Source organism: Dactylosporangium aurantiacum, assembly GCF_000716715.1.
In the GTDB taxonomy this organism is placed as follows: Bacteria; Actinomycetota; Actinomycetes; order Mycobacteriales; family Micromonosporaceae; genus Dactylosporangium; species Dactylosporangium aurantiacum.
In genome coordinates this window covers 58,235-76,919 of the sequence record NZ_JNYJ01000031.1, presented here as the reverse complement: position 1 = coordinate 76,919, position 18,685 = coordinate 58,235, and the positions used below count along the sequence as shown (strand labels likewise).

The 18,685-nt window shown below is 74.2% G+C and carries 14 protein-coding genes; 10 read left to right on the top strand and 4 right to left on the bottom strand.

Annotated elements, in window-relative coordinates:
• Nucleotides 1-75 precede the first annotated feature (75 nt).
• Nucleotides 76-948: an MmyB family transcriptional regulator gene (locus OP18_RS31160; RefSeq protein WP_033362680.1), complete on the top strand. Its 873-nt coding sequence runs from the start codon at nt 76-78 to the stop codon at nt 946-948.
• A 425-nt stretch (nt 949-1,373) separates the two neighbouring features.
• Here OP18_RS31160 and OP18_RS31155 read toward each other — a convergent pair whose 3' ends face one another.
• The 3 genes from OP18_RS31155 to eccB are packed head-to-tail and all read right to left on the bottom strand — an operon-like array spanning nt 1,374 to nt 4,605.
• Entirely contained in the window at nt 1,374-2,621 is a 1,248-nt protein-coding gene (locus OP18_RS31155) for a WXG100 family type VII secretion target (protein ID WP_033362679.1), read from the bottom strand.
• Entirely contained in the window at nt 2,611-2,970 is a 360-nt protein-coding gene (locus OP18_RS31150) for a hypothetical protein (RefSeq protein ID WP_033362678.1), read from the bottom strand. The genes OP18_RS31155 and OP18_RS31150 overlap by 11 nt, the downstream gene beginning before the upstream one ends.
• A 39-nt stretch (nt 2,971-3,009) precedes the next feature.
• Nucleotides 3,010-4,605 (bottom strand): type VII secretion protein EccB, encoded by a 1,596-nt coding sequence (gene eccB, locus OP18_RS31145; protein WP_156089921.1) that lies wholly within the window; start codon nt 4,603-4,605, stop codon nt 3,010-3,012.
• Nucleotides 4,606-4,896: 291 nt separating this feature from the next.
• Here eccB and OP18_RS31140 point away from each other — a divergent pair, with 291 nt between their 5' ends.
• The 3 genes from OP18_RS31140 (at nt 4,897) to OP18_RS31130 (ending at nt 8,091) form a co-directional block, all read left to right on the top strand.
• Nucleotides 4,897-6,036 carry a type VII secretion protein EccE gene (locus OP18_RS31140; protein ID WP_033362677.1) on the top strand — a complete coding sequence of 380 codons (1,140 nt, stop codon included), beginning with the start codon at nt 4,897-4,899 and terminating at the stop codon, nt 6,034-6,036.
• Between the two features lie 174 nt (nt 6,037-6,210).
• Nucleotides 6,211-6,873 (top strand): hypothetical protein, encoded by a 663-nt coding sequence (locus OP18_RS31135; protein WP_033362676.1) that lies wholly within the window; start codon nt 6,211-6,213, stop codon nt 6,871-6,873.
• A 90-nt stretch (nt 6,874-6,963) separates the two neighbouring features.
• Nucleotides 6,964-8,091, top strand: coding sequence for a S8 family serine peptidase (locus OP18_RS31130; protein WP_033362705.1), 1,128 nt, complete (start codon nt 6,964-6,966; stop codon nt 8,089-8,091).
• Between the two features lie 72 nt (nt 8,092-8,163).
• On the opposite strand, the gene eccD is transcribed toward OP18_RS31130, so the two are convergent.
• Complete coding sequence (gene eccD, locus OP18_RS31125) at nt 8,164-9,561, bottom strand: type VII secretion integral membrane protein EccD (RefSeq protein ID WP_033362675.1); 1,398 nt, start codon at nt 9,559-9,561, stop codon at nt 8,164-8,166.
• A 212-nt stretch (nt 9,562-9,773) separates the two neighbouring features.
• On the opposite strand from eccD, the gene OP18_RS31120 reads away from it, so the two are divergent.
• From OP18_RS31120 to OP18_RS61995, 6 genes are all read left to right on the top strand, one after another.
• The gene (locus OP18_RS31120) at nt 9,774-13,739 is read left to right on the top strand and encodes a type VII secretion protein EccC (RefSeq protein WP_033362674.1); all 3,966 of its coding nucleotides are present in this window, start codon (nt 9,774-9,776) and stop codon (nt 13,737-13,739) included.
• A gap of 145 nt (nt 13,740-13,884) precedes the next feature.
• Entirely contained in the window at nt 13,885-14,199 is a 315-nt protein-coding gene (locus OP18_RS31115; protein ID WP_245635588.1) for a WXG100 family type VII secretion target, read from the top strand.
• Nucleotides 14,200-14,226: 27 nt separating this feature from the next.
• On the top strand, nt 14,227-14,505 hold the full coding sequence (locus OP18_RS31110; protein WP_033362672.1) for a WXG100 family type VII secretion target: 279 nt from the start codon (nt 14,227-14,229) through the stop codon (nt 14,503-14,505).
• Between the two features lie 115 nt (nt 14,506-14,620).
• Nucleotides 14,621-15,190, top strand: coding sequence for a hypothetical protein (locus OP18_RS31105; protein ID WP_033362671.1), 570 nt, complete (start codon nt 14,621-14,623; stop codon nt 15,188-15,190).
• Between the two features lie 4 nt (nt 15,191-15,194).
• The gene (locus OP18_RS53330) at nt 15,195-16,580 is read left to right on the top strand and encodes an IFT57 family protein (RefSeq protein WP_052387605.1); all 1,386 of its coding nucleotides are present in this window, start codon (nt 15,195-15,197) and stop codon (nt 16,578-16,580) included.
• A gap of 329 nt (nt 16,581-16,909) precedes the next feature.
• Complete coding sequence (locus tag OP18_RS61995; RefSeq protein ID WP_052387604.1) at nt 16,910-18,523, top strand: S8 family serine peptidase; 1,614 nt, start codon at nt 16,910-16,912, stop codon at nt 18,521-18,523.
• Nucleotides 18,524-18,685 lie beyond the last annotated feature (162 nt).

Sequence of the window (18,685 nt, the reverse complement as noted above, 5' to 3'; positions counted from 1 at the left end):
GCGGAGGGAGCCCGCGCCCAGGCTGGTAGCGGCGGGGACACGATCCGCCGGCCGCCGCGCGGTACGGTCGGGGACGTGAGCGACAACGAGCTGGGGGTGCTGCTGCGATCGCGGCGGGAGGCGCTCGACCCGGCGGTGGTGGGGCTGCCGACCGGCCCGCGCCGCCGTACGCCGGGGCTGCGCAGGTCCGAGGTGGCCGCGCTCGCCGGGGTCAGCGTCGAGTACGTGATCCGCCTCGAACAGGGCCGCGACCGGCGCCCGTCACCGCAGGTCCTCGCGGCGCTCGCCGACGCGCTGCGGCTCACCCCGGCCGAGCGCACCCACCTGCTGATCCTGACGAAGGCCGCGGACGGCGCGTTCCGGTGCCGCGCCGCGGCCGGTGCCGCCAGGACCGTGCGGGCCGGGGCGCGGGCGCTGCTGGAGCGGCTGGAGCCGTCGCCCGCGGTGCTGCTGAACCGGCTGGGGGAGCTGCTGGCGTACACGCCGGCGTTCGAGCGGCTGGCCGGCCCGACCGGGCTGCTCGACACCCCCGCCGCCGAGGAGGCGGCGCCGCCGAGCCTGCCGCGGTTCGTGTTCACCGACCCGCGGGCCCGCGCGGTGTTCCCGGACTGGGAGCACGTCGCCGACGAGCAGGTCGCCGCGCTCAAGCAGGGCCCGTTCCGCGCCGACGGCGCGGTGGCCGCGCTCGCCGACGAGCTGACCGTGACGGCGGGTGAGCCGTTCGCGCGGCGGGTGGCGACGCTGCCGGGGCTGCCGCTCGCGCACGGGGTGCTGCGGCTGGCGCACCCGGCGGTGGGGGAGGTGCGGCTGGCGTACGAGACCCTCGACCTGCCGGCCGACGACGACCAGCGCATCGTCGTGCACCTGCCCGCCGACGCCGCCGCGGCCGCCGCCCTGGACCACCTGACCGGCCGCCGCCCCGGCGCGCTGCGCGCCGTGCCCGCCTGAGCGCCGGCGCCTGCCCCGGACGGGTCTGGTGCCCGCCCTGAGCCGCCGAGGCTGTCGCTGCCTGCCTGCCTGCCTGCCTGCCCGCCTGCCTGACGCGCCGGGCCGGGTCGTGTCGCTTGAGGCGCCGGGCCCGATTGGGCCCGCCCTGAGCCGCTGAGCCTGTCCGCGTCCGCTTGAAACGCCGGGCCTGTCCGCGTCCGCTTGCGGCGCCGGGGCTGTTTGCGTCCGCTTGCGGCGCCGCGGCCTGTCTCCGGACCGGTCCGTGCGCACCTGGGCCGCCCCGTCTGCCGGGCCGGCTGCGTGCGTCGCGGTCGCGGCGGCCCGCGGCGCCTCGCCGGGCGCACCGGCCCGGGCACCCGGCCGACGGTGTGGAACCACTGAGCGGCGCCCGGGAAGCCCGGGCGCCGCTCAGGTCGATCGATCGTTCAGCTCGCCGGCGGTGGCGGCGGCTCGCTGCCGCCGAGGACCGGCGGCGGGGCCTGCTCGTCGTCGCTCCACACCATGTCGTCCTCGGTGAGCCAGGTGTCGTAGCGCTCTTCCTCGTCGCCGTCGCCGTTGCCGCGGGCGGCGGCACCCGTCCCGCGCTGCTGGCCGAACATGCCGTCGCGGCCCGGGACACCCATGCGGTTGGCCCGGCCGGCGCCGGGGCCACGCTCGGCGCCGGGGCGGGCGCCGGCGGTGCGGCCGGTGCTCTCCCGCAGACTGCCGGTGGAGCCGCGCTGGCCCGTCGTCGCGCCGCCGTCGCCGCGGCCCGCGCCGGGCTGGCCGAGGACGCCGCCGGGCGGGACGCTGCTGGCGAGGCCGGTGCTGATGCCGAGGGTCGGGCCGCCGCCGCCGAGCGTGACGATCTGCCCGGCGAGCGCCGTGCCGGCGACGAGCGCGCCCGCGCCGACGACACCGGTCTCCACACCGAGCAGCGACGTGCCGGTCGGCTGCTGCCCGACCACGGTCTGCGACGGGTCGCCGCCGCCGTTGCCGCCGGGACCGGTCGACACCGTCCCGACGGCGTCGGTGGTGCTGGTCTTGACGTTGCCGAACGTGTTGACGCCGGGGCCCTTGCGCGGGACCGAGCCGCCCGGGCCGCCCTTCGGGTCGGAGGTGTTGCCCGGGTCGCCGCCCGGCAGCTCGACCGGCGGCGGCAGCGGCTCGAGGATCGTGCTGTTGTTGACCGCGTAGTCGACGGCGAGGTCGGCCATGAGCTTCACCATCCGCTCCTTGGCCTCCTTCTTCTGCTGCTCGTCGCGCTCGTGGCCGAGGTAGCCGCCGACGAGGGCACCGGGCAGGCCGAAGGTGGCACCGCCGATCGCGGCACCGCCCCACATGCTGTCGCTGTCGTCGGTGTCCTCGGGGTTGTCGGCGTTCTTCTGCGCCGTGCGCAGCGCCGCGCCGATCGTGTTCAGCGCCTTCTTGACCTCGCCCTGGTCGTCGGCGAGACCGCCGGAGAAGGTGCTCACGAGGCCGAGGCGGTGCCGGTACTCCTGGCCCGCGTCGCCCTTCCAGTCGAGCTTCAGCAGATCCTTCTCGATCTCGCTGGCGATGTGCCGCGCCGTGGTCGCCGCGGTGTGCCAGTCGGTGGCGACACCCTCCACCTGCCCGGGGTCGCCCGCCATGAGCTGGTCGTAGAGCTCACGGTGGCTCTTGCCCGCGTAGTGCGCCGTGTACTCATTGCCCATCGCTGCGGCCCTCCAGCTCGAGGGTGACGTCGCCCAACGCCCGGCGGATCTCGGCCTGGCTGGCCGCGTTGCGCGACTCGGTGGTCTTGTAGTTGCGGATGATGCTGTCCGTCGCGCTCTGCGCCGCCTCGATCGCGGACACCAGCCGGCTGGCCCGCTGCACGTGCTGACGGTGCACGCGGTCGTAGTCAGCGGCGGTGGTCTTCGCGTCAAGGAACGTGCCCAGCGCGGGTTTGCTCATCGCGTTGAGCTTCTGCAGCAGCTCCTTGGCGTTGTCCAACCGGTCGTTGAGCCGGCTGCGGAACTCCTCAAGGGTGAGGAGGTCGACTCTGTTCGTGCCGTCGCCCATCAGATCCCCGTCTCGGTCCTCTTCTTCGGTGCCGCTCTGTCAGGCTACTGGGTCGATACCAGTGAAATCGACCCTATCCGATCGACGCCATCGCCGCGCGCCGCGCCTGGCCTGCGCCGCCCGCCGGCCGGACCGCGACGTCGCCGGGCTCGACGGCGCCTTGCTCGTGGGCGGCGCGGAGGACGGCGGCTTGGCGGTGCTGGTCGCCGGTGCCGGGGTCTTCGTCGTGCTCGCCGGTGCCGGGGCCGCCGGGGCCACGAACTTGCGGGCCACCTCCGGGTCCAGCGTCGGGCCGCGCGGCACCAGCGCGAGCAGGCTCGCGGGCACCCCGACCGGCGTGACGCCCTCGTACCCGAGCGCCGCCTGCGCCTTCACCTCGCCGGTGTCCTGCAGCGGGTACCGGATCCCCTGGTCGGTGATGAGGTAGACGGTGCCGGTCGCCTGCCCGTCCCCGCCCGGCAGCGCCTGCGCGAGCGCGCCGTGCCCCTCGGCGAGCGTGACCTGGTCGGCGGTCGTGGCGGTGCGCACCGTGGACCGGTCCGGGTCCAGCGTCAGCTGCTCCGAGCCGGGCCCGTACAGCGTCAGCGCCGGCGTGCCCCGCCCGCCCGCGGCGGCCGTGCCGAACTGCGCGCACAGGGTCGTGTCAGCGGTGTCGGCCCGGATCGCCGGCTTCGCCTGCGGGAAGCCCTCCGGCTCCACCGGCGTGGTGTCGAGCACCTGCGCGGTCTGCGTGGCGGAGATCTCCACCGCGGGCTTGCCGTTGGCCAGCAGCAGCGCCGCGGACACCGCCCCGATCGCGGCCAGGCCGGTGCGGGTCACGACGTAGTACTGCTGGCCGGACCGGTACACGGCGCCGACCTCGGCGTTCGCGCCGGCGACCTTCTTCGGGCTCGGCTGGCCCGCACCGGGCAGCCGCGGCGCCGCGAGGTCCGGACCGGCGGTGACCGCGTCCAGCAGCGCCGGGTCGATCCGCATCGGCGTGATCGACGCGAGCTCCAGCGCGGTCAGCGTCGTGCGGTCCGCGATGCGCAACCGGTGGTCGTGCCACAGCAGGTACGAGGGCAGCTCGCCGTTGGCCGAGGTCGACACCAGCAGCGCCTGCTCACCCAGCGGCACACCACCGGACGGGGTGCGGCCGATGACGAGCTGCGTCGCGGCCTCACCGGCCCCGGTGACCCGCACGCCGCACACGTTCCAGGGCAGGCCGAGCAGCGCGTTCTTCGGCGGCGGCGGGTCCGGCGCGTCGCGGATGCCCACCGGCGGGCCGACCGGCACGTTCACCAGCGACTTGTGCGACATCGTGCGCACCTTCGGGCTGGGGTTGCCGACGATCAGCCGGGCCGAGGCGAAGTTCAGCACGGGGTGCAGGCGGCCGTCGATGAACACGTACCGCGCGCCGCTCTCGCGCTCGATCACGATGTCGTTCTCCGCGGGCTTGCCGCCGGAGGGGTTGATGAACCCGTAGACGCCGACGACGGCCAGGACGATCATGCCGACGAGCAGGCTGCCGAACAACGACATCCCGAGCCGCCGCACCGGCAGCTCGTTGCTCTCCGGCTCGCCCGAGAGCATCGCCGAGACGATCCGGCGCGTGACGAACCGGTACGCCCGCACCTGTTCGTATCGCGCGACCATGCTTGGCGCCTCCCCGACTGCCGCCGTGCCGCGCGCCGCGGTCCAGCGGCGCCTCACCGAGTGGCGATCGTAACCGGTCGGGCTGCCGGCCGCGGTACCGAGGACCGCGCGCGGACGGTCCCGCCCGTACACTGTGGGCGCCTCGGCTCGGACCGGATACCTCTCGGCGGGCGCAACGCAGCGGAGGGAGCACGGGAACAGGTGACATCGGCAACGGCACAGGGCAGGCCACCGGCGACGGGCGGTCCCGGCCCGGCTCCCGGCGCTCGCCCACCGGACCGCACCGCCCCGGTGCGCCGGCTGCGTCCCGCCCCCGGCGGCCCCGGCGAGTTCGGCACCGCTCAGCTCGTCGCGATCGAGGTGTCGGCCGTCGCGGTCGGCGCGGCCGTGTTCGCCGGCGGCCCCGTCGCGATCGGTGTCGGCGCCGCCGTCGCCGCGGGCGCGCTCGCCACCGGCCTCAGCCGCTCCGGCGGCCGCTGGGCGTATCAGGCGCTCGGCCTGCGCGCGGCGATGCGCCGCCGCCGCAACGCCGGCCCGGCCGCGCTGCCCGCCCCCGCCTTCCAGGTGTACGGCTACGACGACCGCGGCGCCGAGCTCGGCATCGGCCAGGACCGCGACGGCTGGTTCATCGCCATCGCCGTCGGCGGCGCCGACGAGGTCCTCGGCACCCGCCGGCCCGCGCTGCGCCTCGACCGCCTGCTGCGGATGCTCGACGAGGGCACCGCGAAGCCGTCGGCGCTGCAGCTGGTGAGCCTGCGCACCCCGGCGCCCGCCGCCGGTCCGGCGCCCAACAGCCCCGCCGCCAGCTCCTACCGCGAGCTGCTCGCCCTGACCACCGGCCGGCAGACCGGCCCCGCCGCGCACCTGACCTGGGTCGCGGCCCGGCTCGACGCCGCCGACGCGATCGAGGCGGCGGCGGACCGCGGCGGCGGCGTCGACGGCGTGCACCGCGCGCTGGCCGCGATGGCCGGCCGGCTCGGCAAGGCCCTCAACACCGCCGGCATCACCTACCAGATCCTGGACTCCGCCGCGCTGTCCGGCGCCGTGCGCGCCGCATGCGGCCTGGACGGCCTGCCCGCCGGCGCCCCGATCGCGGCCCGCGAGCGGTGGCAGGGCTGGCAGGCCGGCAACCGGCAGCACGTCGCGTTCGAGGTCGAGCAGTGGCCGGTGCCGTTCGACCCGGCGGCCGTGCAGTCGCTGATGAGCATCCCCGCCGGCCAGCTCGTGGTGTCGGCGGTCGCGGCCCGCCGCGGTGTCGAGGTCGGGCTGCGCACCGTGGTGCGGGTCATGGCACCGCCGGACCGCCTCGCCGCCGCGATCGGCACCGTGCGTGAGTACACCAAGACGCTCGGCATCAAGCTGCGGCCGATGCACGGGCAGCACCAGCTCGCCGTCTACGCGTCGGCGCCGACCGGCGGGGGGACGCTGTGAGCGGACCGGAGCGCAGCGGAGGGACGCGAGCCGTGGGCTCAGGGCGGGGCTCGCGTCGGCGCCGGAGCGCAGCGGAGGTGACGGCGTGAGCGGACCGGAGTGCAGCGGAGGGACGCGAGCCGTGGGCTCAGGGCGGGGCTCGCGTCGGCGCCGGAGCGCGGCGGAGGTGACGGCGTGAGGCGGCGCGCGGGCCTGGAGTTCACCGGTGACCAGGGCACCGTCGGCGGCGTCGCGCTCGGCACCGAGCCCGGCGGGATCGTCCTGGGCTTCGACCAGCACCAGAACCCGGTGACCCTGCAGCTGTTCCGGGCGCAGCCGACCCGGGTGCTGCTCATCGACCGGGGCTGGGTCGAGCGGCTGCTGATGCTGCGGGCCCTCGCCATCGGCGCGCGGGTCGTCGTGCACACCCCCGACGAGCCGCTGTGGAACGGGTTCGGCGAGTCCGTCACCGGCCGGCCCGACCTGTTCCGCGCCGCGCCGCCGTACCAGACGCTCGACGTGCCGGGCACGGTCGCCACGCCGGTGCTGTTCGTGGCCGAGCGGCACCCGTTGAGCGTGCCGGAGCTCGGCCCGTGGCAGGCGCTGCTGACCGTCGCGGGCTGGTTCGGTGAGTACGTGGCGCAGTCGCTGTTCGAGGCCGACGTCGTGATCCTGCGCCGGTTGACGGAGCGGCAGCTGGCCGCCGCCGCGACCCTCATGCGCCTCGACGCGATGCAGGCCGCGACGCTGCAGGCCACTCCGCCCGACGGGCTCGTCGTGTATCAGGCGGGCACGTGGCGGTACCTGCGGCTGGCGACGACACAGATCGAGCAGCAGCTCTTCGGCGGGCCGCAGTGACGGTGCCGCGACCCGGCCCGGTTCGGTGGCCCGCGTGCGGGCCTTCCCGGTGGCCCTTCGCGGGGCGCCCTGACAGCACTGGAGTCGTAGATGCGTGCGGTCCGTAAGGCCGCGGTCGTCGTCGCCGTCCTCGTCGCCGCCGCGCCGGTGCTCGCCGCGCAGCCGGCCTGGGCCGAGACGATGCGCGACCGGCAGTGGTACCTCAAGACCCTCGACGTCGCCGCCGCCCAGAAGGTCACCGCCGGCGACGGTGTCGTCGTCGCGGTCCTGGACAGCGGCGTCGGCACCCACCCCGACCTCGACGGTCAGGTCCTGGACGGCACGTCGTTCGTCGGCGAGCCCGGCTCGTTCCGCACCGACAACGACGGCCACGGCTCGTCCATGGCCGGCATCATCGCCGCCAAGGGCGGCAGCGCCGACCACCTGCTCGGCATCGCGCCGAAGGCGAAGATCCTGCCGGTGCGCATCTCCGCCAGCGGCACCGCGATCGGCGCCACCAACATCGCCGACGGCATCCGCTGGGCCGTCGACCACGGGGCGAAAGTGATCAATATCTCCACCGGCGGCACCGTGATCGAGCGCACCGCCGAGGACGCGATCCGGTACGCCCTGGACCACGACGCCGTCGTCGTCGCCGGCAGCGGCAACGCCTCGCAGTTCCCGTCCGGCAGCGGGGTCCTGGCCCCGGCCCGCTTCCCGGGCGTGGTCGCCGTCTCCGCGATCGACCGCGACGGCAACGCCTGGGCCGGCGCGATCCGCGGCCCCGAGGTCGTGCTGACCGCGCCCGGGGTGGCCATCCCGGTCATCTCCGCGTCCGGCGGCGGCCGGGTGGTGGGCTACTACCCGAGCTCCGACGGGACCAGCGCCGCGACCGCGGTCGTGTCCGGCGCCGCGGCGCTGATCAGGGCGAAGTACCCGCAGCTGCCGGCGAAGGACGTCATCCAGCGCCTGATCGCCACGGCCGACGACGCGGGCACCCCCGGCCGTGACCCCGACTACGGTTACGGCCGGCTCAACCTGGTCAAGGCCCTCACCACCGACGTGCCCGCGGTGCCGTCCAACCCGCTGCTGGCGGCGTCACCGACCGCCGGGGCGGCCGACGACGGTGGCCCGGCCGGCGGGGTCGACCTCGTGCTCGTGGCAGCGGTCGCCGGGGGCGTGGTGCTGCTGCTGGTGGTCGTGCTCGGCGGGTGGCTCCTGCTGCGCCGCCGCGGCTGACGCAAGCCGCCGGGTCGCGGAGTCGCCCCGGCGGCGGTGCCCCTCGTCACCGCCGTCCCATGGATGGCGGCGTCAGCCTTCGCGGATGGTGCGGATCCAGCCGTACAGGCCGCTGACCCAGAACGCGAGCGGGATGATCGCCAGGATCAGGATCGTCTCGAAGATGTCCAGGGCGCGCCCCCACATCGGCGAGCGTCGCTTCTCCGCGCCCACCACCGCGTAGGCGATGACCGCCGCCGCGACCGCGAGGGTCCCCGTCACCCCGACCGCCAGGCGCAGCACCTGGTCGGCGGCGGCGTACGCACCGACCGCGACGACACCCAGCGCGACCAGGCCCGACACGAGCAACGGGATGCGCTGCCGGCGGCTGATGAACCAGCGCGCCCGGGCGACCATGACCAGGCCGAACACCGCGGCGAGCGAAGCGCCGGGCACGCCGCCGTCCCAGGCGAGGGTCAGCGAGGCCAGGCCGCCGATGACGGCGAGGGCGCCCAGCATGCCGGCGAGGATCTCGTCGGCGCGTTCGCTGAGGGCGAGGACCTGCCGGCTGGAGACCATCTCGGTGTCGGTACGGATGTCCGCGGCGTCCGTCGGCACCGACGGGATCGGCAGGCCGGCCATACGGTAGGACAGCATCGGCATCAACGGCAGCGTCGAGAAGGCCAGGGCGGCGACGACGGCGGCCGCGGCGGCCGGGGACGCGTCCCAGATCATGCAGACCAGCGCGGCGGCGCACAGCGCGACCGCGGTCATGCTGGTGCCGAGGAAGACGGCGACGGCGCTGGCCACGCCGACGGTGGCGACCGCCGAGGCGAGCAGGACGGCGGTGCCGGCGACGAGCACGTTCGCGGCGTCGAGGTCGGTGAGGCTGTGGTCGCCGGCGAGCACGAGGAGGCCGCCGACGCCCGCGTACGCCAGCGCGACCACGCCGAACACGACACCGGTGCGGCTGTTGCGCAGGGCGCGCGACAGGACCGCGGCCGCGGCCAGCAGCAGCGCGGCGACGCCGAGGCCGACGATGCCGGCGGGCAGCTGCGGCGGGCCGGAGAACAGCACCATGACCGCGCCGACGGCGAGGGTCGCGACGCCGACGGTGAGGCCGAAGCGGCGGGTCGACGCGGGCCGCCAGCGGCCGGCCCGCTCCTGGGTGGAGGTGGCCACGGCGTCGACGACGTCGTCGAAGATGGGCTCGGTGAACTCGTCGCCGCGGGGTCGCAGGTACAGCATCTCGCCGTCCTCGACGTCCAGCTGCATCGGCGATCGGTCGATGGCCAGCGGCGCGCCGCCGAGGCGGGACAGGACCCAGCCGTCGCGCCCGGCCGGGTCGTCGGCGAGGCCGTCGCCGGCGTACCGCAGCACGGTGGGCAGCAGGTCCGCGAGTGGCACGTCCGAAGGCAGGGCGAGGTCGACCCGGGTCTTCGGTGCGACGATCGTCACCCGGCTCATGCCGCCGCCGGTCGTAGTGGCCACGTTACGGATCCCTTCGTCGGTCGTGCCGGACCCGCCCCGCCCGTCGGACGCGGGGCATCACGTCCTGGGCAGACTACATACGATGGCCCCATCACGCGGTGCCCCCGCCTGTCCCTCCGCCCGACCCCCGGGCGGAGCCCGCCCGAACCTCCGGGCGATCCTGGACGCCCTCGGGCGGACCACGAGGCGCCGCGACGCACAGGAGGACGCACGTGAGCACCGTTGTCTTCCGGCGGCCGCCCCGCCGTCCAGGGCCTCAACTGCCCCGCGGCGAGCTGCTGCTGGAGTCGCCCCCGGAGCTTCCGGAGCGGCTGCCGAAGGGCTTCGGGCAGCTGCTGATGATCCTGCCGATGATCTGCGGCGTGGGGGCGATGGCGTTCCTGTACACCGGCGGCGGCCGCGGCGCCGGGCCGATGATGTGGATCGTCGGCGGCCTGTTCGGCATCTCGATGATCGGCATGGCGGTCGGCTCGATGAACGCCGGCGGCGGTGACTCGAAGGCCGAGCTGGACGCGGAGCGCCGCGACTACATGCGTTACCTCGCCCAGGTGCGCCGGCAGGCCCGGCGGGCCGCGGCGCAGCAGCGGGCGGCGCTGCTGTGGCAGCACCCGGCGCCGGACGTGCTGTGGTCGGTCGCCGCGTCGAAGCGCCGGTGGGAGCGGCGCGCCACCGACGACGACTTCGGCCAGATCCGTATCGCGCTCGGCGCGCAGCGGCTCGCGGTGGCGATCATCCCGCCGGAGACGAAGCCGGTCGAGGACCTGGAGCCGATGACGGCGATCGCGCTGCGGCGCTTCATCCGCGCCCGGCAGACGGTGCCGGACCTGCCGATCGCGGTGTCGGCGCGCTCGTTCAGCCGGATCGTGCCGCGCGGTGACCGGGCCGTCGTGACCGACCTGGTCCGCTCGATGCTGTGCCAGCTCGCCACGCTGCACTCCCCGGACGACGTGAAGATCGCCGTCGTCGCCGCACCGGAGCGGCGCGGGGAGTGGGAGTGGGTCAAGTGGCTGCCGCACGCCCAGCACGACCGGCAGACCGACGCCGCCGGGGCGGTGCGCCTCATGTTCGACTCGATGACCGACCTGGAGGAGGTCCTCGAGGACGAGCTGCACAGCCGGTCCCGGTTCGCGCCGGAGCTGCGCCCGCTGACCACCGCGCCGCATCTGGTCGTCGTCGTCGACGGCGGCGAGGTCGCGCCGACCTGCCAGCTGCTCGGCATCGGCCTGCACGGCACCACCGTCATCGACCTGTCCGGCACGGTGCCCCGTGACTCCGGGCGCTGGCTGCTGTCACTGCAGGTGACCGCCGCCAGTATCGCCGCCGACCAGGGCAAGCGGGTCACGCCGCTGGGCGTGCCGGACCGGGTCAGTGTCATCACCGCCGAAGGCCTCGCCCGGCAGCTCGCGCCGTACCGGTTGTCGCAGCAGACGACGTCGGAGGAGCCGCTGTCGCGCAGCATCGAGCTGCCGGACCTGCTCGGCATCGGCGACGCGGCCGCGGTCGACCCGCTGCTGACCTGGCGGCCCCGGCCCAACCGGGAGAAGCTGCGGGTGCCGATCGGGGTCGGCCCCGACGGCCAGCCGGTCGACCTGGACTTCAAGGAGTCCGCGCAGGACGGCATGGGCCCGCACGGCCTCATCATCGGCGCGACCGGCTCCGGCAAGAGCGAGCTGCTGCGCACCATCGTGGTGTCCCTGGCCATCACGCACTCGTCGGAGGAGCTCAACTTCGTCCTCGTCGACTTCAAGGGTGGCGCCACGTTCGCGTCGCTGGACGTGCTGCCGCACACCAGCGCCGTCATCACCAACCTGTCCGACGAGCTGCCGCTGGTCGACCGCATGCAGGCCGCCCTGAACGGGGAGATGGTCCGCCGGCAGGAGCTGCTGCGCGCCGCCGGCAACTACGTGTCACGGTTCGAGTACGAGAAGGCGCGGATGGCCGGCGAGCCGCTCGCGCCGCTGCCGAGCCTGCTCATCATCTGTGACGAGTTCAGCGAGCTGCTCGCCGCGAAGTCCGAGTTCATCGACCTGTTCGTGATGATCGGCCGGCTCGGCCGCTCGCTCGGCGTGCACCTGCTGCTGGCCAGCCAGCGCCTCGAGGAGGGCCGGCTGCGCGGCCTGGACACGCACCTGTCGTACCGGGTGGGCCTGCGGACCTTCTCCGCCGTGGAGAGCCGCGTGGTCCTCGGCGTCCCCGACGCCTACGAACTGCCCAGCGCGCCCGGGCACGGCTACCTGAAGACCGACACCACGACGATGACCCGCTTCCGGGCCGCGTACGTGTCCGGCACCTACCGCCAGGCCGGTCTGGTGCCGCGCTCGCAGGCGACGGTACGGCTGCAGATCGTGCCCTACGGCACCGAGCACATCCCGGTGCCGGTGCTGCCCCAGGAGGAGCCGGAGGAGACGCCGGAGGCCGAGTCCGGTCGCGGCGAGACGATGCTCGACGTCATCGTGGGCAAGCTGCGCGGCCGCGGCGCGCCCGCGCACCAGGTGTGGCTGCCGCCGCTGGGCGAGCCGGCCACCCTCGGCGAGCTGCTCGGCGCGCTGACCGTGGACGAGCGCCGCGGCCTCGTCGCCACCGGCTGGCCCGGCACCGGCCGGCTGTCCGCCCCGATCGGCCTGGTCGACCGGCCGTTCGAGCAGCGCCGCGACCCGCTCGTCGTCGAGCTCGACGGCTCGGCCGGCAACGTGGTCCTCGTCGGCGGGCCGCAGTCGGGCAAGAGCACCGCGCTGCGCACCCTGATCAGCTCGCTCGCGTTGACCCACAGCCCGTGGCAGGTCCAGTTCTTCTGCCTCGACTTCGGCGGCGGCGCCCTGCGCTCCCTGGCCGGGCTGCCGCACGTCAGCGGGGTCGCCGGCCGCCGGGAGGGCGAGGCGGTGCGGCGCACCGTCGCCGAGGTGACGGCGCTGCTGGACGAGCGGGAGGCGCGCTTCACCGAGCTGGCCGTCGACTCGATCGCCACGTACCGGCGGGCCCGCGGCACCGGCGAGGTCACCGACGACCCGTTCGGCGACGTCTTCCTGGTCATCGACGGCTGGAGCGCGATCCGGGAGCACTACGAGGAGCTGGAGCCCCGCATCACGTCCATCGCGGCCCGCGGGCTCGGCTTCGGCATCCACGTGGTGATCGCCGCGAACCGCTGGGGCGAGGTCCGCACCAACCTGCGTGACCTGCTCGGCACCCGGGTCGAGCTGCGTCTCGGCGACCCGACCGAGTCCGAGATCGACCGCCGCGCGGCGGTGAACGTGCCCGAGCGCACGCCGGGCCGCGGCCTCACCCACGACAAGCTGCACTTCCTGGCGGCGCTGCCGCGCATCGAGGGCGGCAACGGTGTCGAAGACCTGGCCGCGGGGGCCGCGGACCTGGTCCGCCAGGTGCGGGAGGCCTGGCCGTTCCAGCCCGCGCCGCCGGTACGGCTGCTGCCCAAGCTGCTGCCCCGGGCGGAGCTGGTCAAGCTCGTCGAGCAGCGCCCGGCGCAGCCCGGCGTGCCGATCGGCATCAACGAGACCCACCTGGCCCCGGTGCACCTCGACTTCGCCGCCGAGCCGCACCTGCTCATCCTCGGCGACGCCGAGTCGGGCAAGACGGCGTTGCTGCGCCTCATCGCGCGCAACATCATCGAGACGAAGACGCCGCACGAGGCCCGGCTGTTCGTCGCCGACTTCCGCCGCGGCCTGCTCGGGGTCGTGGACCGCGAGTACCTGCTGGACTACGCGCCGTCGCACTCGGCGCTCGGCGAGATGATGCCCAACATCCGCGGCGCCATCAACGACCGGCTGCCGGGCCCCGACGTCACCGCGGAGCAACTGCGCAACCGCAGCTGGTGGCGGGGGCCGGACCTGTACATCCTGGTCGACGACTACGACCTGGTCGCGCTGCCCGGCAACAACCCGATCAGCCAGCTCATGGAGCTGCTGCCGCAGGCGCGGGACGTCGGGCTGCACCTCATCATGACCCGCCGCGTCGGTGGCGCCTCGCGCGCCCTGTACGAGCCGGTCATCCAGCGTCTGCGGGAGCTGGACGCGCCGGGCTTCCTGATGTCCGGCAGCCGCGAGGAGGGCCCGCTGTTCGGTGACCTACGCCCCAGCCCGCAGCCGCCAGGTCGCGGTACGCTCGTGCGCAGAAGCGACGGCAGGCAGCTCGTCCAGACCGCGTGGATCGATCCTGTGCCATGATGTTGGCGGATCAGGGCTGCGCAAACTTGCCGGACTCCGATACCGTCGCAGGAGAGACACCATCGTCGATGACCGCGGTGCCACCGTACGGGGGCTTTTCCAAGTGCCTTGTCCCGCGGGACGGACTGAGAAGGGGTGAATTGGCGTGACGCAGCCGACGAGAGTCGATGCAGCGACCATGCACGCTGCCGCGAAGGATGTTCGTGCGACGCACGGCACCGTCAACGGCAAGCTGACCGAACTGCGGGGCGCGATCGATGATCTCGTCGCCGCGTGGAAGGGTGAGGCCTCCTCTGGCTTCGCGCAGGTGATGACGCGCTGGGACCAGGACACGGTCAAGCTGCTCACCGCCCTGAGCGACATCGCGGACCTCCTCGACAAGGGTGCCAACACGCACCAGGCCAACGAGGAGCAGCAGGCCGCGATGATGAACAAGTACGGCAACTCACTCAACTACTGACGGCCTGAGAAGCAGAGAGGGATAGCGATGTCGTACTTCCAGACTAACTACGCCCAGATGGAGACTGCCTCGCAGACCATCCAGGGCATTGCCAAGACGATCGACACCGAGCTGGACACGCTGCGCATGAAGCTGCAGAACATGACCTGGGACGGTAAGGACCGCGAGGCCTACAACCAGCACCAGGCCAAGTGGGACGCCGCTGTCAAGGACATCAACGCGCTGCTCAACGAGATCGGTGGGGCCGTGGGCATCGCCCGGGCCAACTACATCACGACCGAGATGAACAACGCTCAGGTCTGGTAGTTCGTAGCCACGACCGCTGCATCTGGTCGGATCGGCGTGGCACCCCGGTGCCACGCCGATCCCGTTTCACCGGTCGTGCGCCGGTGCCGCCAGCACGTTCGAGAGGAAGGCCGCCATGGGGGAGCCAATCGCACTGCCGAAGGACTCCGAGGTCAATGTCGAGCAGATCGAGAAGCTGCCGGCGTTGCTCAGGACGCTCCAGAACTACGTGGAGACCGAGTGCATCGGGCAGATGACGAACATCCGTGATCACCTGGACATGTCCGGGCTGGACATGGACAGCGTCGACATGAAGCTCAACGGGCAGGCGACCCCCTTCGGCGGCTTCTACAGCGCGTTCGGCATCCAGGCGAAGGCCGACGGGGCGTACAAGTCGGTGAACAAGTCGCTGCACGAGCTCGCCAAGCACCTGGGCAAGATGATCGGCCCCACGGAGAAGATCGCGCAGAACTACCGCACCACCGAGGAGCGCAACCAGGCCGGCATGGCCGACATCAAGAAGCTCCTCGACGAGGGCAAGTACGTGCCGATCGACCAGGCGGCGGTGGACAACCGCAACGAGACGGCCCCGGCGGCGCAGGACCCGCACACGATCACGCAGCACGGCACGACGACCCTGGCGCCGGCGTCGTTCGACGGTCAGCAGCCGGGCTCCGGCACCGGCAACAACTCCGAGGTGGTCTAGGGCCATGGCCGACGAGACGAACCCCGGAAGCTACGACGACTACACCGACAAGCAGTACACGGAGCCGACGAAGTCCCAGGACACCGGCTGGTTCGGCGACTCGTACGCCAACGAGTCCGACCCGTCGTGGGAGGACGTCATCGCGATGGTCGTCATCCCGGGCAGCCCGGCGCGCATCAAGCAGGCCGCGGACGAGTGGAGCGTGCTGCTGTCGCGCCTCTCCGAGGTCGAGCGCGTGCTCACCGCGATCAAGGCGGACCTGGAGTCGTGGAAGGGTGCCGGCGGTGAGCAGTACCGTAGCCATCTGACCTCGATGATCAGCAACCTGCAGACGCTCCGTGAGGACAACACCAGCCTGCCGCACCACCTGCACCTGGCGGCCGGTGACCTGGAGAAGGCGATCGCGAAGATCCCGATCCCGGACGACATGATCGCCGAGGTGATGGCGGCCAAGCAGGGCTACATCGACAGCGGCATGATCTCCGACACCTGGGGCCCGAACGCGATCTACCAGTATTTGCTGCCGGTGTACGGCAACAAGTGGTTCGACGAGGCGCGTGAGTTCTTCACCTGGGACTGGGCCTCCAACAAGCTGCGGGACTGGATCTCCTCCCAGGACGACAAGGCCAAGGACGCCTACCACGAGCTGGCGGGCAACCACGTCAAGACGATGGCGCTCATCCCCGGCCCGAACCCGGTCGAGTTCGGCCAGGCCCGCGACCCCGGCTTCACCACCGACGACTTCAAGGGTCCCGGTGGCGGCGGCGGTGGCGGCCTGCCCGGCGGCGGGAAGATGCCCGGCGGCGGTGGCCTGCCCGGCGGTGGCGGCCTGGACGACATGGCGGGCCCGCCGTCGAGCAACATGACCGACCCCAACCTGACCAACCCCGGCTACGGCGACGGCTACGGCGACGGCTACGACCCTGACGACATGCCCGGCAGCGGCCTCGCCGGCGCGGGCGGCGGCCTCACCGGCGCCGGCCCCGGCGCGGGTGGCCTCGGCGGCGGCGGTCTCGGCGCCGGTGGCATCGGCCCCGGCGGTGGCGGCCTGGGTGCCGGCGGTCTCGGCGCGGGCGGTCTCGGCCGTGGCGCCGGCGGCGGCATCGGTGGCGGCATGGGCATGATGCCCGGCATGGGCATGGGCGGCGCGGGTGCCGGCCGCGGCGCGGGCCGCGGGGTCACCGGGGCCAACGCCGGCAAGGGCGGCGTGCGCGGCGCCGGCGCGGGTGCCGGGGCGCGCGGCGGCGCGGGCGGCTTGCGCGGAGGGATGATGCCGGGCGCCGCCGGCGGGCACGGCGCGGGAGAGGGCGAGGACCACTCGACGTGGCTCCAGGAGGACGACGACCCGTGGGGCTCCGACAGCGAAGCGCCACCGTCGGTGCTGGGCTGATCCCGGTGCCCGGCTCGGACATGCCGGCCACGCCGGCGCGGCCGGCCGCGCCCGACCGGTCTTCCCGGCCGGGCGCGCCGGCGCAGCCGTCGCGGCTCGTGGTGGCAGCGCCGGTCGATCCGAGGGCCGCCGGCCCGGCCGTTGCGTGGCGCGGCGGGGCTGCTGCTTCGCCCGGTCCGGCTGTTGCATCGTGCGGTCCGGCTGCCGCGAGGCCCGGTCCGGCTGCCGCTTCGCCCGGTCCGGCTGTTGCATCGTGCGGTCCGGCTGCCGCGAGGCCCGGTCCGGCTGCTGAACGGCGTTCGGCGGGGACGGCTGGGGGACGTGGGGCCGTGGGGCGGTTCGTGCGGCGGATGACCGCGGTCGTGGTGGCCGGGATCGTGCTCGGCGTGGCCGGTGGTGTCGCGTCCGGTCTCGTCGCGCCGCGGGCCGCACACGCCGACTCGGTGCGTGAGCGGCAGTGGTGGATCAACTCGCTCAAGGTGGCGCAGGCACAGAAGGTCGCGCAGGGCGACGGTGTCGTCGTCGCGGTCATCGACTCCGGGGTCGACGCCACCCACCCCGACCTCAACGGCGCCGTGCTCGCCGGCACCGGCATGCTCGGCAGCACCAGCGCCAAGGGCTGGGACGACCCGAGCGGGCACGGCACCGGCATCGCGTCGATCATCGCGGCCCGCGGCGGCACCAGCAACATGCAGATGCTCGGCATCGCGCCGAAGGCGAAGATCCTGCCGATCGCGCTGCCCGTCCAGTACAGCGGCACGCTCGCTGGCCCGATCCGCTACGCCGTCGACCACGGCGCGAAGATCATCAACATGTCGCTCGGCCGCAAGGGCGCGCCCATCCAGGAGGAGATCGACGCGATCGCCTGGGCGCGGTCGAAAGGGGTCATCCTCGTCGCGGCCGCCGGCAACACCACCCAGGGCGACACGCGGATCCCGACCCCGGGCAGCTACCCGGGCGTCGTCACCGTCAACGGCACCGACCGCACCGGTAACCTGTGGAGCGGCGCCCTGCAGGACGACGGCATGGACATCGGCGCGCCCGCGCAGGACGTCATCAGCGCCAAGCCCAAGTCCCTGGCCGCGTCCGGCTTCGGCACCAGCTCCGGGACCAGCGAGTCCACCGCGATCGTGTCCGGCGTGCTCGCGCTGATCTGGTCCAAGTACCCGCAGCTCGACGCGGCCAACGTCGTCAACCGCCTGTTCAAGACCGCCGCCGACAAGGGCCCCGCCGGCCGCGACGACCAGTTCGGCTGGGGGCTCGTCGACCCGCTCGCCGCCGTCAGCGCGGACGTGCCGGCCGTGACCGCCGACCCGCTCGGCCCGGCCGCCGCGGGCAGCGCCGGCGCCGACCCGGGCAGCACCGCCGGCTCGGGTCCCAGCGACGACGGGTTCGGCACACCCGCCACCCGCACCGCGATCGCCGCCGCGGTCATCCTCGTCGGCCTCGTCGTCGTGGTCCTCGCCATCGTGCTGCCGATGCGGGCGCTGAGCCGCCGCCGCGCCGCGGCCCGGGCCGGCTACGGCGCACCACCCGGGGCGGGCCCTCCAGGCTTCCCACCGCCGGGCTATCCGCCGTCAGGGCCGCCACCGCCGGGCTATCCGGCGTCCGGGCCACCGCCCGGCTATCCGACCGGGCCCATCACCGGTCAGCAGCCGCCCGCGGGGTATCCGACGGGCCCCATCACCGGTCAGCAGCCGCCCGCCGGCTATCCGACCGGGCCGGTCGCGGGCCAGCCACCGGCCGGTCAGCACCCTGGCGGCAACCCACCGACGAGCCCGACCGGGTTCCGGCCCGGCGGCACCGCGCAGTTCCCCGCGACGGGCCAGCCGCCGCCCGGACACCCGCCGGCGAACACGTCCGCGTTCCCGGCGACGGGCGCGCAGCCTCCCGCCGGGCAGCCTCCCCGGCCGCAGTGGTTGCCGCCGCAGGACGGGCGCTGACACCACCCCGGTCCAGGGTGGGACCCGTCGTCCCGGCCGGCATCACACGCCCGATCCGGTCCGGTGTCGCACTGCGCCCCGCCGGTGTCGCACTGTGTCCCGGCCGGCCTGGCACTGCGCCCCGCCGGTGTCGCGCTGTGTTCCGGCCGGCCTAGCACTGTG